Genomic DNA, 19,762 nt, shown 5'->3' on the forward strand with positions numbered 1-19,762 from the left:
CCGATTCTTGCGTCGATTAATAACGAAGCTTCGAGACTTCACCAATAGGGGAGTGACCTGGGCGGTTACGCTCTGGCGCACGTCTATCCAAGCGCGCATTCTGACCTCTGTGGTGGTACTGAGCGCGATGGTGATTGCGGTACTCGGTTTCGCGCTGGCAACTATTGTTACCCAGCGGCTTATCGACGCAAAGGTTACCGCTGCCGACGAGGAAATTGACCGTGCTCGCGCGGTGGTGGAGCAGGCGATTGAGAACTCTTCGTCCAACGAGCTGCAAGCTCTGCTCAACGTGGGGCGCGATGCCCTTGTGAACCGTGCAGCCGGTTCCGGTGCTGCGCCACTGACAAGCTATGAACCGCTGCTCGTGGCGCCGGTGCCACGAGGCACGGTGTTGGCTTCATCGCCGATTAAGGCCGATGTCCCAGAACGATTGCATGAAGTAGTCCGACAAGGGCAAATTGCGTATCAGGTACGCCAAGTCACTGATAATCGCGGAGATACGTACTCGGCGTTAATCATCGGTAGCCCTACTTCTACCTCGGTTGATGGGCTCGAGCTCTATCTGGTCACCTCTATGGCTGCAGAGGAATCGACTATTAAGTTGGTTCGTGGTCTGCTCGCCGGTGCGACTGTAGTCATCATGGCGCTTCTCGGCGGTATTACTTGGTTCTTCTCCAATCAGGTGACGACACCAGTGCGTTCCGCCGCCCAGATTGCCCAGCGCTTTGCCGACGGCCACTTGCGCGAACGCATGGTCGTGCAGGGTGAAGATGACATGGCGCGACTGGCCATGAGCTTTAACAAGATGGCCGAATCGCTGTCGACGCAGATTAGACAGCTGGAGGAATACGGCAGTCTGCAGCGACAGTTCACCTCCGATGTTTCGCATGAGTTGAGGACGCCTTTGACCACGGTGCGTATGGCCGCCGATCTTATTGCTGACGGCGCTGAGGACCTCGATCCGGCGACTCGCCGCGCAGCTGAGCTGATGAATGAGGAGCTTGAACGTTTTGAGATGCTTCTCAATGACCTGCTTGAGATCTCACGTCACGATGCCGGCGTCGCTGACCTGTCCGCAGAAAAGGTCGATGTCCGTCGCTGCGTGGATGCTGCCTATCAGCAGGTAACGGTCGTGGCTAAGGAGACCGGTACACCCATCCGCTTCCACCTGCCCGATGAACCGGTAATGGCAACAGTCGACTCGCGTCGTATCGAGCGCGTGCTACGCAATCTTATGGCCAACGCTGTTGACCACAGTGAGGGCAATCCGGTGGATGTTACCGTGCGGGCGAGCGACTCCGCCGTCTCGTTTACGGTTGTTGACCACGGTGTGGGGCTCAAGCCGGAGCAGCAAGAGCTGGTGTTTAACCGGTTCTGGCGTGCTGACCCCTCGCGTGTCCGACGCACCGGCGGTACCGGACTTGGCTTGGCGATCGCGCGTGAGGACACACAATTGCATGGTGGGGAACTGGAGGCATTTGGCGTGCCGACGGTCGGTAGCTGTTTCCGCCTGACTGTGCCACTGGAGCCCGATGCGAGCTTCGGTGAGCATCCGCTCGGTCTGGAAGTTCCTCCGCTGCCCGATCAGATTCCGCATCAGCAGGAAATTGGTGCACGGGAGTTGGAATCGGATTCGATTGCACCGCAAGTCAAGAGCCAGGATCAGGATAAGGGGCAGCGGACTAGCGATAGCGAATCCCGACAGGCACGAGAGGAGGATATCTAAATGACGGCGCAGCAACAGTCAAAGGCTCGTCGCGTCCTGCGTAAGACAGTGGCGCTTAGCTCAGTGATCATTTTGGGCACGGCCGCAGGATGTACCACCATTCCGAGAAACACCAGCCCACAGGTGCTGCGTCCGTTTGAGCCGCCCCAAGTTCGTATTGAAGTTCCTCAGCCACGACCGAATGTCAATGCAGACATTGTCCTGCGCGACTTTTTCGCCGCGGCCGCGCATCCGGTTGATGATTTTCAAGCTATGCGTGCCTTCATGACCCCGGAACTTGCGGCCAGTTGGAAGCCGCATGATAGCGCCCGCATTCTTGACGGTGTCAACCTCATCGCCCAGAGGGATGAAGGAGGATCGCGACAGTCCTTCGTTGCCCGAGGTCGCAGCGTTGGTCAATTCGGTACTGATGGTGCGTATGAGCCCCAGTCCGGTGACTATGAGGAAACCGTGGAGATGAAGCTTGGTTCGGATGGGCAGTGGCGCATTTCCTCGCTGCCCGACGGTGTTGTCATGGAGCGTCAGGCATTCCTGGAAAACAATGTGCCTCGCAATATCTATTTCCTCGATCCGGCGGGTAATCATTTGGTCACAGATCGTCGTTGGCTCTATCGTGGCGTCACCGATGGCGCGACCAATCTGTTGACGAAGCTGAAGAACGGCCCATCAGCACCACTGCGGCCGGGCGTCACCACCGTGCTCAAGCCCAATGCCTCAATTGCGGTGGAAGCAGGACCTGTGTCCAACGCGGACGGTCGCAGGGTCGAAATCACCGGATTGGGTGATGTTTCCGAGGAACTGCGTGTCATGCTCGCGGCGCAGATTATCTGGACTCTCGACTCGGCAGATTTCCGTGGTCCGTGGATCCTCATGGCCGACGGCGAACCACTAGTTGCCAGCCACGACGAGCCGTGGACGAAGGACACCGACACAATCCAGCTCTACGACCCGAATCATCTACCGGCTGATAACGCACCGTTACGGACGGTCGACCGCAGCGGTATCTACGAGATCGCTGACGGCCACGCCACACCTGTGGGACGCGGCTGGACCGCCAGCGGCAGCACCGCGGTGTTCTCCGCGGCAGTGGGCACCAACCCCAATGGCAGCGAGCTCATTGCCGCCGTGTTCCGCTCGGCCGTGGATGGTCGTGCTGGGTCGTATGACCTCGGGGAGTCCACATTGATGCTCGGCGGAATACAAGATCAGCCGGTTCCTGTGCTGACTGGCGAGAGTCTCACCCGTCCGACATGGTCTCCAGACGCCGAGGCGGTCTGGACAGTGAAGGACGGTACAACCGTCGTACGCCTGGTTCGGCAGTCGACGTCATCTCGGATTCAGCAGGAGGAGGTTGATACCTCTGAGCTCAATCACCTTCTTGACGGCGGCGCAGGCACGGGGCGCCCGAGCGCCGGTATTTCTGAATTCCGCGTCGATTCTTCAGGCACGCAGGTAGCGATGATTATCGCTGGTGAAGTCTATATCGCCACCATCGAAAGGCATGACGATAAACCGTGGAAGTTGACGCACCCGCGTGCTCTGCCGCTCCCTGAAAACGTTTCCCCGGTGTCGCTGACGTGGTCGCCGAATCAAACGGTCACGGTGGGCGGTTACAGCGGGGACACCCCGATGTGGAGCGCCTTCCCGGACGGTGCGACCAGCTCTGTTCTGCCGAAGCTCAACCTGACACCGCCAATTCCTGTGGTTACCGCGACCTCGTCGAAGCGTTACGCATTAGATGCCACCGGTGTTATGGAGCTGATCTCCAGCGAGGGGCAGCAGCAGTTCTGGCGCCAGGTTCCGGGTGCGCGTGGTCGAATGGCTCCGGTGTCTGTGGAATAAGCGCAAATCGGGGAGGGGATTAATGGCGCAGGGGAGGTCATCGCAGGAATTTCTGCGCGTGCTTTACGACGTTACCCGCGATGCAATCGGCCTCGTGATACCGGAAACCTGTCCGGTGTGCGGCTGCTCCGGGACGCTGTGTCGCGATTGCAAGGACGATCTTCAGCAACCTCCAGTGCGGTTTTCACCGCGGGCTGCGTTACGCGCAGCAGCGTGGACCTGCGGTCCGTACTCGGGTGCGAGGAGACATCTCATTTTGTCGGCCAAAGAACGGGGCAGTGGTGAAGCCAGACGAATCATGGGGGCCGTGTTCGCCGCTGCGGTACGAAGGCTAGCCTCTGATGGCCATATAATGCCCCCGGAAATTACCCCCGTCATTTTGATTCCCGCGCCGACAAGATCGTCATCCCGTCGACAACGGGGTGGGGACCCGGTAACAATTGCCTGCGACTTTGCTTGCAGTCAGCTCCCCTCCAGTTCGGTATTGCCCCTGGTGCGCATTGGCGGGCGCACGCGGGATTCCGCGGAGCTGGGGGCTTCTCAACGCAGACGAAATCTTTCTGGCCACATTGTGCCGCTGACGCAATTCAAGCGCGGAATTAGCGACAAGCTGCGACAACGCTGTGCGCAGGCGACAGTAATTCTGGTTGATGATGTGGCCACCACTGGTGCCACTGCAGCGGAAACCGAGTTGGTGGCAGCGTCATTGGGGATTCGCATCGACATGGTGTTGGTGCTCGCCCGGGCGTAGACGCAGGGGGTGTCGTCGGCAAGCGAAAAATAAACGAGGGGAACGTGGCATTGGTTACCCCCGGAACTGTATCCTGGGGGTGCAGAAAGACTCGTCACCGTAGACGCCGTGAGTAATCCCGCTCACGGAAGGGCGGTGGCCATACCGGGAGGTAGGTAGCAAGTGTCCACACCTGCTGACAACAACGAGGTACTCAGCCCGAACGCTCAGGTGACCATCACCGGGCGCAATGTTGAGGTTCCAGAGCACTTCGCAGATCGTGTTAAGGCGAAGCTGGCGAAGATTGAGCGCCTCGACCCGACTTTGACCTTCTTCCACGTGGAGCTCCAGCACGAGCCGAATCCGCGCCGTGCAGACCGCTCTGACCGTATTCAGATCACCGCTACTGGCAAGGGTCACCTGGCTCGTGCGGAAGCCAAGGAAGATAGCTTCTACGCTGCACTGGAGTCTGCTCTGGGCAAGATGGAGCGCTCCCTGCGTAAGGTGAAGGCTCGCCGCAAGATTAGCCGTTCTGGCCACCGTGCACCGATGTCCGTCGGCGAGGCAACTGCTTCGCTGGTTGCAGAGGCTGAGGCAGCGGCTCCGGAAAAGGCTGATCCGTACGAGGATCTGGTTGAGGACGTGACCCCGGGCCAGGTTGTGCGTACCAAGCAGCACTCCGCAACTCCGATGACGGTGGAAGATGCTCTGTCTGAGATGGAGCTCGTCGGTCACGACTTCTACCTCTTCGTTAACGAGGCAACCTCTCGTCCGTCCGTGGTCTACCGTCGTCACGCGTACGACTACGGTCTGATTGAGCTGGCAGACGAAGACGAGAAGTAAGTCTTCACCAAAAAGAGCACGCAATACCGCGCAGAGCTGTGTATTGGTAAGTAATTGCTCACATGAGCCCGTCTTCTCTTAGAAGGGAAGGCGGGTTCGTCGTATAATCAACCGTTGCACATTAAAGTTCGACGTGAATCGGCCGGAAAGGTCCCAATTTAGTGTTTTCGCTCAGCAAGTTGCTCCGCATTGGTGAAGGCCGCGCTGTCAAGAGGCTTGGCAATATTGCAGATCAGGTCATCGCCAAGGAAGACGAGTACGCAGCTCTTTCAGACGATGAACTCCGTGCCAAGACCGAGGAGTTTAAGAAGCAGCTGGCTGACGGTGCCGATGTAGACGATTTGCTTCTGGATGCTTTCGCCACGGCGCGCGAGGCATCCTGGCGCGTGCTGGGGCAGAAGCACTACCGCGTCCAGGTTATGGGCGGTGCGGCACTGCACTTCGGCAACGTTGCCGAGATGGGTACTGGTGAAGGTAAGACCCTGACCTGTGTGCTGCCCGCATACCTCAATGCGTTGGCAGGCAAGGGCGTTCATGTCGTTACGGTTAATGACTACCTGGCTAAGCGTGACGCGGAGTGGATGGGTCGAGTCCACCGCTTCCTGGGGCTTGAGACTTCCGTGATTCTCTCTGAGCTCAGCCCGGATCAGCGCCGCAAGGCCTATGCTGCCGACATCACCTACGGCACGAACAACGAGTTCGGCTTTGACTACCTGCGCGATAACATGGCGCATTCGCTCGACGATTTGGTGCAGCGTGGGCACCACTTCGCCATCGTCGATGAGGTTGACTCGATTCTGATTGACGAGGCCCGTACTCCGTTAATCATTTCCGGTCCGGCAGATGGCGATCCGCACTGGTACCTGGCGTTCTCCAAGATTGTGCCGCGTATGAAGCGCGATATTCACTACGAAGTCGATGAGCGAAAGCGCACCATCGGTATTCGTGAAGAGGGTGTTGAATTCGTTGAGGATCAGCTGGGCATTGCCAACCTGTATGCTCCGGAAAACTCTTCGCTGGTCAGTTACCTGAACAATGCCCTGAAGGCCAAGGAGCTGTTCACCCGCGACAAGGATTACATTATCCGTAATGGTGAGATTCTCATCGTTGATGAGTTCACCGGTCGCGTGCTGGCAGGCCGTCGCTATAACGAGGGCATGCACCAGGCAATTGAGGCCAAGGAAGGGGTGGAGATTAAAAACGAGAACCAGACGCTGGCAACCGTTACGCTCCAGAACTACTTCCGCCTCTACGACAAGCTGTCCGGTATGACCGGTACGGCTGAGACTGAAGCGGCTGAGCTGCACCAGATTTACAAGCTGAATGTCATGGCGATTCCGCCGAATCGCCCGAAGCAGCGTGAGGATCTGCCCGACCTGATTTACAAGACGCAGGAGGCAAAGTTCGCCGCTGTTGTCGAAGACATCCGCGAATGCCATGAAAAGGGGCAGCCAGTTCTCGTTGGTACGACGTCAGTCGAGAAATCCGAGTACCTTTCCAAGCTCCTGCAGCGCGAAGGTATTCCTCACTCTGTGCTGAACGCTAAGCACCACGAGAAGGAAGCTGAGATTGTCGCAGTGGCGGGTCGTCTCGGAGGCGTTACCGTGGCAACTAACATGGCCGGTCGTGGTACTGACATCGTGCTGGGCGGTAACCCGGACATTATCGCTGACCTGAATCTGCGCTCTCGTGGTCTGGACCCGGTGGAAACTCCGGAAGAGTACGAAGAGGCGTGGGACGCTGAGATTGAGCGTGTTCGTCAGCAGTCGAAGGAAGAAGCTGACAAGGTACGTGAGGCCGGTGGCCTCTACGTCCTGGGTACTGAGCGTCATGAGTCACGCCGCATTGACAACCAGTTGCGTGGTCGTACCGGTCGTCAGGGTGACCCGGGTGTTACCCGCTTCTACCTGTCCATGCGCGATGATCTCATGGTTCGCTTCAACGGTCAGCGCATGGAAGCGCTGATGAACACTCTGAATGTCCCGGATGACGTTCCTATCGACTCCAAGGTTGTCTCCAACTCCATTAAGAGCGTCCAGGCTCAGGTGGAAAGCCAGAACTTCGAAATCCGTAAGAATGTTCTGAAGTATGACGAGGTTATGAACCAGCAGCGTAAGGTCATCTACGCTGAGCGCCGTCGCATCCTCGAAGGTGAGGATTTGAAGACTCAGGTCCGTGACATGCAGGACGACGTCGTCGATGCGTATGTCAACGGTGCCACCGCTGACGGTTACGTGGAGGATTGGGACCTCGACGAGCTGTGGAATGCCCTTGAGCAGCTCTACAGCCCGACGTTTACGGCGCAAGAGCTTATTGATGGCTCTGACTTCGGTACCCCAGGTGACCTCTCGGCCGATGAGCTGTCCAAGGCTCTGCACACGGACATCTCGGCCAGCTACGACCAGCTTGAGGATGCGGTCTCCGCAATTGGCGGCGACGACCAGATGCGCAACATCGAGCGCTTCACCATCCTGAACGTCATGGACCAGAAGTGGCGCGAGCACCTCTACGAGATGGACTACCTCAAGGAGGGCATTGGCTTGCGCGCCATGGCCCAGGCTGACCCGCTGGTGGAGTACCAGCGTGAGGGCTACGACATGTTCACCGCGATGATGGACGGCATCAAGGAAGAATCGGTTCGTCAGCTGTTCCTAATCCGTAAGCAGGTTATGCCCGCAGTGGAAAACGCCGAGGGGCAGGAGAACCAGGCTCCAGCTCTGCCAACGGAAGCTGCTGAGCAGAATCAGCAGATGACTTACTCCGGCCCCAGCGAGGACGGCAGTGCAGAGCAGCAGCGCGTGGATCAAGAGTCTGAGGGCAACCGAGCGCAGCGTCGGAAGGCGGCTCGCAAGCGCCGTCGCTAAGCACTAAAGCACCCGAAACGCGGTCATGGTCCATGGCCGCGTTTTTGCTGTTCCGCGGCGGAAAGTGCCCGTGAACGCGCGAACGCGCGGACCGACACGGCAACTACCCAGGAACTCGACCTTCTTGCCGTCCGCGGAAGCGCTGGCGTGAAAGGATTGCAACGCGACACCCTTGAGGCTGGTGTTTTTCGACAGCGTGAGTATCGCAGCGTGAATAATCGGGTCGATATTGATGCGACGTAGATCGTTGACTCGCCTGCGACCCGCGATGATGTCGAAGACGCGGCGAGTAATCGTGCCAAGCTCCTGTCTCAGATTCTGTTCACAGTGCTGGACGACGTGCGGTGTTTGCGGCGTCTTTTTTGCAGCAGGAGCGGCCGCGACGGGCGGTAATGCCGTCATGACAGCGGCTCCGGTGGCAGCCGAGCATCCGCTGTAGGTCGGTGCCACTTTTGCGGTTTGAGAGGCGGCGGCATTAGCTGACTGGCCGAGTTGAATTGTGTGGAGAAGCGAAAAGCCCGTTGCCGGTTCAATGGATTCCCTGCCACTGGAGCGGTGCTCAGCGGCGTGCGACAGCGCGTAAGGCATCGGTGTCTGAGATTTTGGTACGTGAGACGTTGGTGCCATGGATTAATCCCCCTAAAAACTCTCCATTGGCAAGTTCCCCCTTGCTGAAGACCATTGTCCTACAAGTGCTTTAAGTGTGCAGCTTGTGAAGGGGAATTCACGGCCGGCGTGGGGGGATTGTGGAGAAGGCGCAGTCGCGAAATGGGCTGAGTGTTTCGCTGTTAATGGTCCTATCGGTTTCCGTCAAGGCCGTTCTGGTCGTCTACAAATGGGCGTAACGAACAGCCAATTAACACGCTGAACTGGAAAAAAGGCAAACGTGCAGGTCATGCGATAAACTACAGGCCATGCGCGGAATGATTATCGATTACTGTGGTGTCCTTGACGGCACGGATGAAGACCAGGCACGTTGGCGTAATTTGCTGGTAGAGGCGCGTGCAAATGGTGTTGGCCTGGCAGTCCTGTCGAATGACCCAGGTGGCCCATCGGCGGATCCGATTCGCAAGCTCGAAGATGAGGGCCTGGTAGACGCAGTTGTGCTCTCTGGTGAAATTGGCCATGAGAAGCCTTCGGCAGAGGCTTTTAATGCAGCCGCTGCGGCTATTGAACTGCCGGCACGGGACTGCGTGCTGGTAGATGATTCGATTGAGAACATCCATGCGGCCGTCTCTAACGGCATGGTGGGAGTCTTCTATCAGCAGTTCGACCGCGCAGTGGTCGAGATTGCCGGTCTACTGGGTCTCGAGGGCGAGTTCTAATGCGCGTCTATATCCCAGCGACTTTCTCCATGCTTGAGGCGCTGAAGGAGGATGAGCTCTTCCACGCCCGCGGTGGTTGGGGCTTTGCTGTCACTGAATCGCTGCGCGATTTCTTTACTGAGGGCGATGATGAGGAACTGGCAGACGTAGCCTTTGATGAGGCTGCGCGTGCGTCGCTCCGTCTGCTCGATGCCGCAGAAGAGAAGTTCCCGCACCGTCGAGTGGTCATTTCCGTTGATGTGGAGGCGGAGCCGCAGTCGGATATGGGAGATGCCGTGGTTAAGGTCGGCGGCCCAATTTCGCTTGCCGACGTTGCAGCGCTCCACATTGATGTGAAAGAGGCGGAAAACAAGGTTGAGGCTGCGATTGATGCCGTCGATAAGGCGGATCTCGGTGACGAGGATGCGGAGCTCACTGTCGGCGACGCGCTGGAGATCCCGCTGGCGTGGTATGACGTAGCTGAGCTCGGCATGGTGGTCGACTTCCTGTAGTAGCGCGTGCTCGGCGTTAAAGAAGGGGACTGGGTTTAGGAACCCAGCCCCTTTTTTGTATGGCACAAGTGTTTTCAGCGGGGGTATAAAAGGCGGGATTGTTTTGTGTGGATAAGCTCCATGTCAAAGGGGGTGTTTCGCACGGGAGTGGGGGTAATGACAATTTCGCTATTTGTGTCAAAACCATTTGTTTCTCTTGACCAATAACTTACCGCTCCGTAGTCTACGTCTAAGTAACCTACGGACACGTAATAATGAATCGGGTGGGGCATGCCTGCTGATGAACAGTGTTATTGCGTGTTCGCCCGTGATAGTCAGGAGGGCCAAAAATGGGACTTAAGACCAAAGTTTCCCGGGTATTCAAGCATTTATCCACGCCACTTTTGCCCGATGACTACACGCATTTGCTAAATCCGCTGTGGTCAAGTCGCGAGCTGCGCGGTCAGATTGAGGCCATTAATCCCACATCTCCTACTTCAGCAGAGTTGATAATCCGTCCGGGTTGGGGGATGCCAACAGACTTCAAGCCAGGCCAGTTCATCGGAGTCGGCGTAGAGGTCAAGGGGAAATACCTGTGGCGCTCCTACTCGCTGACAAATGCGCCGCGGCCTCATGACGGGCTGCTGACTATCAACATCCGTGCGCTCAACGACGGCTACGTGTCCCAACACCTCGTCGCCAATGTAAAGCCGGGTACTGTCGTCCGCCTCGCTGCCCCGGCTGGAGACTTCTATCTTCCGGAGCCGCTCCCAGCCCGCATTGCGTTTGTTACCGCAGGCTCCGGCGTCACTCCGGTGATTTCGATGCTGCGTGATCTTTCAGCTCGCAATGCCTCGGTGGAAGTCGAGCATATTCACTCCTACCGCGGCGAGAAAGAAGCTGTGTTTGTCAACGAACTTCGCGAGCTGGAACAGCACAGCGCCACTAGCGCGTTGAAGTATCGCCTGCATGCCCGGAATACGGAGACGCAGCCGCGGATTGACGCTGCGGCGGTTACCAGCATCATTGCTGACTTTGGAGCGCTGGCATCGTCGGCAAGCGCCTATGCCTGTGGTCCGGTTGAACTGCTGAAAAACCTTGAGCCGGAGTTTCCCGGGCTGCGGACGGAACGTTTCACCGTTGACCGCTCGGCGGCGGGGGAGGTCGGCGGCACGGTGAGTTTCGGCAGCCGAGGCGATATCGACGTAGACGGTGCAACCACCATCCTGGAGGCGGCCGAGAGCGTCGGGGTCGACCTGCCGTACGGCTGTCGGATGGGAATTTGTGCGACGTGCGTGCAGCAACTCTCCGACGGCACAGCGCGGGACATCCGCACCGGTGCGACGTTTGTGGCGGGCGAGCGGGTCCGAACGTGCGTCTGTGCGCCGGCGGGGCACGCGCGTATCGAACTGTAAGTTCGCCCCACATCTATCTCAACCTACATTAACCAGGAGAAACTACCTAAAGGAGTTGGGACCCTTCCCATGGCAATTTCCGATATCGCATCGTATGCGCACTTGAGCGAAGAAGACGTCGCAGAGATTGGGCGTCGGTTTGCGGAAATCGAAAAGCAACACCGCGATTCGCTGGGGCAGAAGGATGCTCGCTACATCCGCACGCTCATCCGCATTCAGCGCACCCTTGAGGTGACTGGTCGAGGTCTGCTGATGGTGCCGACCGCAGGCATGGCCCTAAACAAACTAGGGATGCTGCCGAAGTCGTGGAAGAACACCGCGCACTGGGGTTTCAAATGGGCGGGTGCCTCAGCGCTGGGGCTGGCAAAGATTTTGGAAAACCTCGAAATCGGCCACAACACTATGCACGGTCAGTGGGACTGGATGAATGACCCCGAGATTCACTCGGCCACCTGGGAGTGGGACAATTCCTGCCCATCCAGCGGGTGGAAGCACTCCCACAACTTTGTCCACCACAAGTACACCAATGTGCTCGGTATGGACAACGATGTGGGATACGGCATTCTCCGGGTGACTCGTGACCGCCGTTGGAAGCCTTCGACGCTGCTGCAGCCGGTGACAAACGTGGTGTTGGCCAGCCTTTTCCAATGGGCAGTGGCCTTCTACGACGTCGAGCTCGGGCGCGTGTTCGCAGGCAAGAAATCCTGGGATGAGGCTCGGCCGCAGCTCATGGAGGTGCTCAACAAGTCGGGGCGCCAGGTGCTCAAGGACTACGTTCTCTTCCCGGCGATGGCGGGTCCGCGTTACCGTGAGGTGGCCTTTGCGAACATGATGGCCAACCTCGCCCGTAATCTTTGGGCCTACGCGGTCATCTTCTGCGGACACTTCCCGGATGATGCCGAGACTTTCACCAAGGAGCAGTACAACACCGAGGACAAGAGCGAGTGGTATTTGCGCCAAATGCTGGGCTCGGCGAACTTCCACGGTGGGCTGGCGCTGTCGGTGCTCTCGGGAAATCTGAATTACCAGATTGAGCACCACCTCTTCCCGGACATGCCATCCAACAGGCTTGCGCAGATTTCGAAGCAGGTTCAGCAGATCTGCCGGGAATACGACCTGCCATACAACACGGGGTCGTTCCCGAAACAGTTCTTCCAGGTCCAGCGCACGCTGCTGAAGTTGTCGCTGCCGGATCGCTTCTTAGTCGCTGACCCGGACAACGCCCCAGAGGTACGTTCGGAGGCGGCGTTCAAGAAGTATCCGCAGGTTGAAGCGGAGCTCCAGTCCAGTTCCCCGCAACGCAAGGGCTTAGCGACGGGCCTGCGAATGCTCCGCCGTCTTCGCCCAGGCGTCCGGGAAATTGTCCGGGCCTACACAGGTCGCTCGACGCACACTGTTGCGCGCGGTTAGCCCTCGGCTCGCTTGCGGACCGCAGCCGCGACTGCCGGTTCGCGGTTCCATGGCATTGATTGCTTGTGGGGGAGCCGTAGCCAGGCGCGAATCATGGTCACGGTCAGCGTCGCAGTTGCACCAGCGAGGAAGAGCGCTAAGTAAGCCGAGGAATTCTGGCCGGTGAACTCCACGGTCACGATTAATGCGAAAAGCGGAGCTGCCATGGATGCCGACAGGAAGGCCGCCGCGCCGAGAATCGCAAAGTCGCTCAGCGGAACTGAGGGCATCAATGGCTGTACGAAGCAGCCGACGATGAAACCGCTGAGCGCGCCAAGGGCAAAGCCGGGAGTCAAGAGACCACCGACGGCACCAGAACGGAAAGTAACGAGAACCGCGATAGCTTTCGCAATCAGCAGGATGACTGCAAAACCCAGCAGCGGGCGGTCCATGAGAACTGTGGTCGCAGCGATACGGCCATTGCCCAATACTTCTGGAACCCACAGTGAAATCACACCAACCAGTGTGAATGCGAGGGGGATGGCCCAGGCAGAGTGCCAGCCAGTCGGTGCTGTGTCCGACATTCGAGAGCTGAGAATGCGAAATGCGTAGCCAATGGCACCGCAGATAACACCGATGAGCAGTGCTGCCCCGAGGTTGCCCCAGCCGTCTGAGAGATTAATTGGGCTGTAGAGCGGGCTACTGCCGACCACGATGCCCGACGTCACCGTGGCGATGGCTGAACACGCCAGCACCACCATCACCGCGGTAATGCTCAGTGAGCCCAGCAGAATCTCCAACGAGAAAACCGCTCCAGCCAACGGGATGTGATAAATCGCCCCCAGGCCGGCACCGGCTGCTGCTGCGACCAGAATACGGCGGTGTAGCGGATCGATGCGCAGTCGATGCGACATCTGTGAAGCCACCATCGCACCGAGCTCACGCGGGGCATTCTCGCGTCCCATGGATGCACCTGCAGCGACGGTCGCCATCTGCAAAAACACATTGACAAGAGTTGACCACACCGGCATGAGTCGACCGTTCATGCCTGCCTCAACGCTCTCAATGGGCGTGGCCTTTGTGCGCAGCGCTGCCCACACCGGTCCTGCAATCAGTCCCGCCAACACAATTCCGACAAAGCGCTGGAGGCCAGTGGTGCCATCGGTCACGACGGCTACGTCGCCCTCATGTTGTCCGTAAACTGCGTACTCGATGCCGTGCATTATTAGTGCGAGGCCGGCTGCGCCGAGTCCTGTCGCAAGACCCACGATAAGCGTGTAGATACACAGCCGAATCCAACTGCCGGGAGCAGGGTAGAGTCCGGAGCCCGCTTTGTCCGACTCAGCACCAGCCGAAGCTTCAGTGGGCGTCTCCACAGAATCGGTGTGGCTAGTCTCTTTCAATGTCCAGCTCCCAATCCTCGTTGTCGCTGATTGCACTCAACAGGCGACGCACAGCCATCGCTCGGCGGTGCTGAACTCCCTCCAGCTTGTCGAGGGCACACTCTGGATCCGCGGGCGGTCCCAAATGGGTGCAACCACGTGGGCATTCATCTGTCGCTGCCTGGATATCTGGAAACGCCGCCAGCAGCGTCTCCGGTGTCACATGGGCTAGACCAAAGGAACGAATGCCCGGGGTGTCAATGATCCACGACGTCGCGCTGTCTTCGCTTTCCGACGGCAGCATCAGCGCCACCGACTGTGTGGAGGTATGGCGGCCCTTACCCACACCGCTGACTTCGCCGGTCTCACGGTTGGCTTCAGGAACAATCCGGTTGACAAGGGTTGATTTCCCCACACCGGAATGCCCAACCAAAGCTGTCACTCGTCCGGGGACATCGATGAGCTCTGACAAGGGAGCCAAGTCATCATTAATACCGCAGACAACGACATCCACTCCGAGTGCCGAGAACTCCCCGGCAAATTCCTTTGGGTCGGCCAGATCGGATTTAGTCAGACAGAGCACGGGGCGGACACCGCCGGCGTAGGCCGCGACCAGCGCGCGTTCGACAAAACCGGTGCGAGGTTCAGGATCGGCGACTGCGCACACAATGAGCAGCAGGCTGGCATTGGCCACGACGATGCGCTCATACGGGTCATTGTCATCGGCGGTGCGACGCAAAACCGTGCTGCGTTCTGCCAGCTTGACGATGCGGGCCAGTGTGCCCTCACGGCCGCTGACATCGCCTACGACACCGACACGGTCACCGACAACGATATTGGTGCGACCGAGCTCGCGGGCACGCATGCATGTCACTGCAACATCAGGGTTGTTATCGAGGACTACACCCCAACGACCACGATCCTTGGTCACCACCATGCCCCAGTGGGCATCGGCGTGGCGGGGGCGATCCTTCGTCCGTGGCCGCGACCCTTTACCGGGGCGGATGCGTACATCGGACTCGTCCCATTGCCGTCCACGCCTGCGTGCCGCCACTGTTATTTCCCTGCCTCGGTTCCGTTGTCCACACCATCAAGTCGAGCTTCGACTGACTTTTCCAACGAACTAGGGCTGGGGGAGGCCAGTCCGAGCATCTCCAGCCAGCGCAGATCGAATCCAGGCATGGTCTTAGCAGTGGTACCGATATTTTCGACTTCCACGCCCTCCGTGCGCAGGCCAACAATGGCACCAGCGGTGGCCATTCGATGGTCGGCGTAGCTGTGCCAGAGACCACCGTGGAGCGGAACGGGGTCGATCGCAATGCCGTCGTCAAGCTCGGTCGCGCGACCGCCGAGACGGTTGATTTCCGTGGTGAGCGCGGCAAGACGGTTGGTCTCGTGACCGCGCAGGTGTGCGATACCCGTCAGCTCGGTGCGGGTAGTGGCCAAGGCGGCGATGGCCGCGACGGTGGGGGTCAGCTCGCCAATCTCGGACATGTCCAGCGTGATTCCGCGCAGCTCGGACGGCTTTGGGCCCACGACGGTGAGGCTGGTGCGGCCACCTTCGTGACGGTTGAACGTCACGGTAGCGCCCATAGCGGTGAGGATCTCGCGGATGCGGTCGCCCGGCTGCGTGGTGTGCTCTGGCCAGTCGGGCACGGTGACGCTGCCACCAGTGACAGCCGCAGCGGCCAGGAAAGCGGCGGCGTTAGACAGGTCGGGTTCGACCTGCCAAGTACGACCCATCATTTCGGTCGGGTGAATGGTGAACGTTGTGCGTGGTCCCTCAGGTGTGTCGGCCGTGGTCTCCTCGACCTGCACACCGGCCTCGCGAAGCATGTCCAGGGTCATGTCAATGTGCGGGCGGGAAGGAATCTCACCGGTCGGGCGAAGTACCAGGCCACGGCCGTAGCGCGGTGCTGACAGCAACAGACCAGAGACGAACTGGCTCGAAGCCGAAGCGTCAATTTCCACTTCGCCGCCGATGTCCGGCAGATCCTGCTCCTGGACCGAGTCACCGAGGCGGTTGCCCTGATTCGGACCCTGCGGATTGACCGTGAAGGGAAGCCCATTGCCCGCGATGTTCACACCGAGGCTGCGCAGGGCATCCAGCACGGCCGACATCGGGCGAGCCTTGGCTTCTACGTCGCCTTCGAAGAACACCGACCCCTGCGCAAGAGCTGCGATAGGTGGCACGAAGCGCATAACCGTACCTGCGAGACCACATTCCACGACACCACCGCGAAGCATGCGTGGAGTGACGCGGAGCGTGTGGTTCGGGGCACCCGAATATGTCGAGTCGGCACTGATGTCAGTTCCCAGGGCCTGCAGTGCGCGAATCATAAGATCGGTATCGCGAGAGCGCAGAGCACCATGGATAACCGATGGTGTCGAAGATATCGCCGCGATGACAAGGGCACGGTTCGTAATCGACTTCGAGCCGGCAATCTGCACCGTGGCGCTAAAAGGCTGTCGACCGGCCTCGGCACCGTCGACACTTACAGTAGGGGCGGACCAATTCTGATTTTGGGAACACACACAACCAATTATGGAACACTTTCACTCCATACCTCGACTAGAGGGGGAGTCAACGGCACAATCAGTTGGTATGTGTGGTCGTTTCGTCAATTTCACAGTCGCCGAAGAACTGCTCAGCACCACGGCTGAGATTCCCGGTTTGGCGCCCGTGCGTGCCGACGGCCCGTTGCCCACCTCCCGCTACAACATCGGACCGACCATGCCAATAGTTGCTCTTGCCCGCGAGCACCCCGGCCGCACAGGAACCATTGCTGCCACCGTGCGCTGGGGTTTAATTCCGCAGTGGGCCCGCGAAGTGCCAACAACACCTTTCTTCAATGCTCGTGCGGAAACCTGGCAGTCCAAACCGACTTTCCGGGACAGCCTGCCCTGCGCAATCCCCATGAACGGTTGGTACGAGTGGAAGAATCGCCAGCCCTACTTCGTCAGCTTCAGCGATGACGCACCGCTTTTCACCGTCGCGGGGCTGTGGGCGCGCTGGGGCGATATCGTCTCCGCCACAATTCTCACCACCGACGCCGTGGGACAGCTCGCGGATCTGCATCATCGTATGCCGCGCGTGCTTGCCGACGACGAAGTCAGTGACTGGTTGGATCTCTCGGCCTGGGCAGCAGACGGAAATGTTGGCATGACCAGCGCAGAAGTGGTGGACAAGCTGACCATCCGACCGGTCAACCGCGCCATCGGCAATGTTGCGAATGAAGGGCCGCACCTGCTGAATGGGCCCGATGGAGCAGCACCCGGCCACAACGAGGAGCTGTTTTAAGGCCGTATCAGCGGGGAGGTTGCAGGAGTAGCCGCAGGGTTAGCGGGCGATGTCGGCGACCGTGGCGTCGCAAAGCGAAACCAGATCAGCGGGTGACAGTTCGATGTCCCACCCGCGGCGACCACCGGAGACAAACACAGTGTCGGCGAGAGTGGCTGTCTCATCAATGACTGTGGGGAGCTTGCGGCGACCGCCAAGCGGGGAGATGCCGCCGGGAACGTAGCCGGTGGCAAGTGACGCGTCATGGGGGTCGGCCATCGTTGCCTTGGAAGCCCCGACAGCCGCGGCGGCGGCCTTGAGGTTGAGCATTCCGGTGGCGGGGACGACGGCGATGGCCAGCCCAGTGCGTTTGCCGGATAGCTCGATAATGAGAGTTTTGAAGATGCGTTCGGGCTCGACTCCGAGATGCTCTAGTAGCCAAGAGGCGGCCTCTTCGCCGAAGTTGTCGCTGCCGTGGGGGAATTGGTGAACGTGGAAGTCGATTCCGGCGTTCTGACAGACGGCGATTGCCGGGGTGGCGGCAGCGGATTTCTTGGCGGACTTCTTCGACATAATTTCCCATCGTTGCACACCAGTGCAGCTACGCGACGAAATGCCTGGTGACGGGGGTCTGGCCGACTCGTGGGTGCGGATGTTTTAGGATAGGTAGCATGTCAGGTGATCAGACAGGAACATCGGCCATCCGGACTGATGAGTCGGATGAGGAGCTTGCGCAGCGCTTTGAGCGTGATGCCATGCCGCTTTTGGATCAGCTCTATGGAGCGGCGCTGCGGATGACACGCAACCCCGCCGATGCCGAAGACCTGGTGCAGGAGACCTATATCAAGGCCTTTCAGGGCTTCCGCTCCTACAAGCCGGGCACGAACCTGAAAGCGTGGCTCTACCGCATTCTGACGAATGCGTACATCAACAACTACCGCAAGGCGCAGCGACGTCCTGCCGAGTACGCCACCGATGACATCACGGATTCACAGATCGCGGAAACCGCGTCGCACACTTCGATAGGGCTGCGCTCTGCTGAGGTTGAAGCGCTGGAAAAGCTTCCTGACGAGGAAATTCGTGACGCTTTGATGAGTCTCAAAGAGGATTACCGGATGGTGGTCTACTACGCCGATGTCGAGGGATTGCCCTACAAGGAAATCGCCGAAATCATGGGCACGCCCATCGGAACTGTGATGAGTCGGCTCCACCGTGGAAGAAAACAGCTCCGAGACGCGTTGCACAACGTGGCCGCGGAACGTGGATTCTTGAAAGAAGAGAAGGGAGATTCTCCGCGATGAGCCGAGAGTCGAGCCAAGATATGGAGCAGACGCCAGAGCGCGGGCACGCCTGTGAAGATGCTTTCTGTCAGGATGTCCACTCGCGCCTACACGCATTTTTGGATGGCGAGTGTGATTCGGAGGAGCGCCGCTTTCTCGAGGAACACATTCACAAATGCCCTCAGTGCTTAGAAGATTTCGGTTCCGAGCAAGCTATCCGACGGCTGCTGCGCCGGTGCTGCCAGCAACCTGCCCCTGAGGACCTCCGCCAGCGCATTACCACCCGTATTCGCGTGTCCTATACGCGGGTGGAGTACCGCAGGTAGTTGCTGGCGGCTGGGTTAGGTGCGTCATCTTTTGGCGCGTATTCCTTTGATGCTTAATGCGATGTTGCGTAATACGGTAATGCGTAATGCGTAATGGGGGTTAAGTAGCAAAAAGTGTGTCTGACTTTCAGCATTACTGCTGATTAGGCTGGGTAAATCGGGCGGATATAAGCATCAAGACCTTATATCCGCCCGATTAGTGTTCAATCCACCGGAATGGCACCCGCATGTGCTAATCGGGGGTTGGTGTGCTTTCCGGGTGAGTAAAAACAGACCACGATGCCCGATATGCGCTGGGCAAATGAAGAAAAACGGAACCACTTCTAAAGGCACAACCAGGTGGCGATGCAAGGACCCGAACTGCGGCAGTTCCACGACACGAACCCGCACCGACCGCACGCAGACCCGCGACTTTAAAGCCTTCGTCTCTTATGCCACCTCCACAGCAACGTTGTCTGAACTCGCCCAGCAACAAGGGGTAAGCCGTTGGACACTTGACCGCCGATTCAAACCGTTCTGGCTCATCGACATCCCCAACGACGGTGACCCACAGCGCATCTACGACCAGATCTTCATCGACGGTACCTACACCGCCGCCGGATGCTTGCTCGTCGCAGCCAGCCACGACCACGTCATCGCATGGCACTGGACCAAACACGAAACCGCCCACGCCTACACGCAGCTACTCCGCAAAATCGCTGAGCCGCTCTGCGTCGTCCTCGACGGCGGACAAGGCGCACTTACTGCGATTAAAGCCTGCTGGCCGAACGCGATAATCCAACGATGCCTCGTCCATGCGCAACGCGTCATCCGCCGCTACACCACATCACGACCACGCACCGACGCCGGCAAAGCCATCTACGCCCTGGCGTTGAAACTGACCCGTATCA

At 58.9% G+C, this 19,762-nt stretch carries 18 protein-coding genes; 13 read left to right on the forward strand and 5 right to left on the reverse strand.

Annotated elements, in window-relative coordinates; all coding sequences use genetic code 11:
* The first annotated feature begins 52 nt into the window (after positions 1 to 52).
* The 5 genes from mtrB to secA all read left to right on the forward strand — a co-directional run bounded on the left by mtrB (position 53) and on the right by secA (position 8,005).
* Positions 53 to 1,726, forward strand: a complete 1,674-nt coding sequence (gene mtrB, locus HMPREF3053_RS09515; RefSeq protein WP_070767620.1) for an MtrAB system histidine kinase MtrB — start codon at positions 53 to 55, stop codon at positions 1,724 to 1,726.
* Positions 1,727 to 3,568 carry an LpqB family beta-propeller domain-containing protein gene (locus HMPREF3053_RS09520; RefSeq protein ID WP_070767621.1) on the forward strand — a complete coding sequence of 614 codons (1,842 nt, stop codon included), beginning with the start codon at positions 1,727 to 1,729 and terminating at the stop codon, positions 3,566 to 3,568.
* A gap of 493 nt (positions 3,569 to 4,061) precedes the next feature.
* Positions 4,062 to 4,319, forward strand: coding sequence for a hypothetical protein (locus HMPREF3053_RS10925; protein ID WP_141737802.1), 258 nt, complete (start codon positions 4,062 to 4,064; stop codon positions 4,317 to 4,319).
* A 162-nt stretch (positions 4,320 to 4,481) separates the two neighbouring features.
* Positions 4,482 to 5,141, forward strand: a complete 660-nt coding sequence (hpf, locus tag HMPREF3053_RS09530; protein WP_016422210.1) for a ribosome hibernation-promoting factor, HPF/YfiA family — start codon at positions 4,482 to 4,484, stop codon at positions 5,139 to 5,141.
* Positions 5,142 to 5,302: 161 nt separating this feature from the next.
* Positions 5,303 to 8,005: a preprotein translocase subunit SecA gene (gene secA / locus HMPREF3053_RS09535; protein ID WP_049193304.1), complete on the forward strand. Its 2,703-nt coding sequence runs from the start codon at positions 5,303 to 5,305 to the stop codon at positions 8,003 to 8,005.
* A gap of 3 nt (positions 8,006 to 8,008) precedes the next feature.
* Here the strand turns inward: secA and HMPREF3053_RS09540 are convergent, their stop codons facing one another.
* Positions 8,009 to 8,632: a hypothetical protein gene (locus HMPREF3053_RS09540; protein WP_049172812.1), complete on the reverse strand. Its 624-nt coding sequence runs from the start codon at positions 8,630 to 8,632 to the stop codon at positions 8,009 to 8,011.
* Between the two features lie 287 nt (positions 8,633 to 8,919).
* Between HMPREF3053_RS09540 and HMPREF3053_RS09545 the strand changes: the two genes are divergently transcribed.
* From HMPREF3053_RS09545 to HMPREF3053_RS09560, 4 genes are all read left to right on the forward strand, one after another.
* Positions 8,920 to 9,330: an HAD-IA family hydrolase gene (locus tag HMPREF3053_RS09545; protein ID WP_038627918.1), complete on the forward strand. Its 411-nt coding sequence runs from the start codon at positions 8,920 to 8,922 to the stop codon at positions 9,328 to 9,330.
* Positions 9,330 to 9,821, forward strand: a complete 492-nt coding sequence (locus tag HMPREF3053_RS09550) for a DUF6912 family protein (protein WP_070429792.1) — start codon at positions 9,330 to 9,332, stop codon at positions 9,819 to 9,821. Before HMPREF3053_RS09545 ends, HMPREF3053_RS09550 begins: the two co-directional genes overlap by 1 nt.
* Positions 9,822 to 10,150: 329 nt before the next feature.
* On the forward strand, positions 10,151 to 11,215 hold the full coding sequence (locus HMPREF3053_RS09555; RefSeq protein ID WP_070439526.1) for a flavin reductase family protein: 1,065 nt from the start codon (positions 10,151 to 10,153) through the stop codon (positions 11,213 to 11,215).
* Positions 11,216 to 11,284: 69 nt separating this feature from the next.
* Complete coding sequence (locus HMPREF3053_RS09560; protein WP_070439529.1) at positions 11,285 to 12,625, forward strand: fatty acid desaturase family protein; 1,341 nt, start codon at positions 11,285 to 11,287, stop codon at positions 12,623 to 12,625.
* Here the strand turns inward: HMPREF3053_RS09560 and HMPREF3053_RS09565 are convergent.
* Genes HMPREF3053_RS09565 through aroA form a run of 3 tightly spaced genes read right to left on the reverse strand, consistent with a single transcriptional unit; the run spans position 12,622 to position 16,521 of the window.
* Complete coding sequence (locus HMPREF3053_RS09565) at positions 12,622 to 14,007, reverse strand: chloride channel protein (protein WP_070767622.1); 1,386 nt, start codon at positions 14,005 to 14,007, stop codon at positions 12,622 to 12,624. The two genes, HMPREF3053_RS09560 and HMPREF3053_RS09565, sit on opposite strands and share 4 nt — an antisense overlap.
* Complete coding sequence (gene rsgA, locus HMPREF3053_RS09570) at positions 13,994 to 15,040, reverse strand: ribosome small subunit-dependent GTPase A (protein ID WP_070429789.1); 1,047 nt, start codon at positions 15,038 to 15,040, stop codon at positions 13,994 to 13,996. The genes HMPREF3053_RS09565 and rsgA overlap by 14 nt, the downstream gene beginning before the upstream one ends.
* A gap of 2 nt (positions 15,041 to 15,042) precedes the next feature.
* A complete protein-coding gene (aroA, locus tag HMPREF3053_RS09575) occupies positions 15,043 to 16,521 on the reverse strand; it encodes a 3-phosphoshikimate 1-carboxyvinyltransferase (protein ID WP_070429788.1) in 1,479 nt (492 codons plus the stop codon).
* Between the two features lie 70 nt (positions 16,522 to 16,591).
* On the opposite strand from aroA, the gene HMPREF3053_RS09580 reads away from it, so the two are divergent.
* Positions 16,592 to 17,287 carry an SOS response-associated peptidase gene (locus tag HMPREF3053_RS09580; RefSeq protein ID WP_070767623.1) on the forward strand — a complete coding sequence of 232 codons (696 nt, stop codon included), beginning with the start codon at positions 16,592 to 16,594 and terminating at the stop codon, positions 17,285 to 17,287.
* A 39-nt stretch (positions 17,288 to 17,326) separates the two neighbouring features.
* On the opposite strand, the gene ybaK is transcribed toward HMPREF3053_RS09580, so the two are convergent.
* Positions 17,327 to 17,839 (reverse strand): Cys-tRNA(Pro) deacylase, encoded by a 513-nt coding sequence (gene ybaK / locus HMPREF3053_RS09585; RefSeq protein WP_049193314.1) that lies wholly within the window; start codon positions 17,837 to 17,839, stop codon positions 17,327 to 17,329.
* Positions 17,840 to 17,937: 98 nt separating this feature from the next.
* Here ybaK and HMPREF3053_RS09590 point away from each other — a divergent pair, with 98 nt between their 5' ends.
* From HMPREF3053_RS09590 to HMPREF3053_RS09600, 3 genes are all read left to right on the forward strand, one after another.
* A complete protein-coding gene (locus tag HMPREF3053_RS09590; RefSeq protein ID WP_070545775.1) occupies positions 17,938 to 18,567 on the forward strand; it encodes a sigma-70 family RNA polymerase sigma factor in 630 nt (209 codons plus the stop codon).
* Between the two features lie 20 nt (positions 18,568 to 18,587).
* Positions 18,588 to 18,872 (forward strand): mycothiol system anti-sigma-R factor, encoded by a 285-nt coding sequence (rsrA, locus tag HMPREF3053_RS09595; protein WP_070545803.1) that lies wholly within the window; start codon positions 18,588 to 18,590, stop codon positions 18,870 to 18,872.
* A gap of 301 nt (positions 18,873 to 19,173) precedes the next feature.
* Positions 19,174 to 19,762: transposase (locus HMPREF3053_RS09600; RefSeq protein WP_141758956.1), on the forward strand; the 589-nt coding region annotated here is incomplete at its 3' end.

It is taken from the genome of Corynebacterium sp. HMSC064E07, from assembly GCF_001815745.1.
Classification (GTDB): Bacteria; Actinomycetota; Actinomycetes; order Mycobacteriales; family Mycobacteriaceae; genus Corynebacterium; species Corynebacterium jeikeium_D.

Coding starts and splice junctions, on each gene's coding strand:
- HMPREF3053_RS09520 (WP_070767621.1), top strand. CDS start 1,727: ATGACGGCGCAGCAACAGTCAAAGGCTCGTCGCGTCCTGCGTAAGACA.
- HMPREF3053_RS09540 (WP_049172812.1), bottom strand. CDS start 8,632: ATGGCACCAACGTCTCACGTACCAAAATCTCAGACACCGATGCCTTAC.
- HMPREF3053_RS09545 (WP_038627918.1), top strand. CDS start 8,920: ATGCGCGGAATGATTATCGATTACTGTGGTGTCCTTGACGGCACGGAT.
- HMPREF3053_RS09550 (WP_070429792.1), top strand. CDS start 9,330: ATGCGCGTCTATATCCCAGCGACTTTCTCCATGCTTGAGGCGCTGAAG.
- HMPREF3053_RS09555 (WP_070439526.1), top strand. CDS start 10,151: ATGGGACTTAAGACCAAAGTTTCCCGGGTATTCAAGCATTTATCCACG.
- HMPREF3053_RS09560 (WP_070439529.1), top strand. CDS start 11,285: ATGGCAATTTCCGATATCGCATCGTATGCGCACTTGAGCGAAGAAGAC.
- HMPREF3053_RS09580 (WP_070767623.1), top strand. CDS start 16,592: ATGTGTGGTCGTTTCGTCAATTTCACAGTCGCCGAAGAACTGCTCAGC.
- ybaK (WP_049193314.1), bottom strand. CDS start 17,839: ATGTCGAAGAAGTCCGCCAAGAAATCCGCTGCCGCCACCCCGGCAATC.
- HMPREF3053_RS09590 (WP_070545775.1), top strand. CDS start 17,938: ATGTCAGGTGATCAGACAGGAACATCGGCCATCCGGACTGATGAGTCG.
- rsrA (WP_070545803.1), top strand. CDS start 18,588: ATGGAGCAGACGCCAGAGCGCGGGCACGCCTGTGAAGATGCTTTCTGT.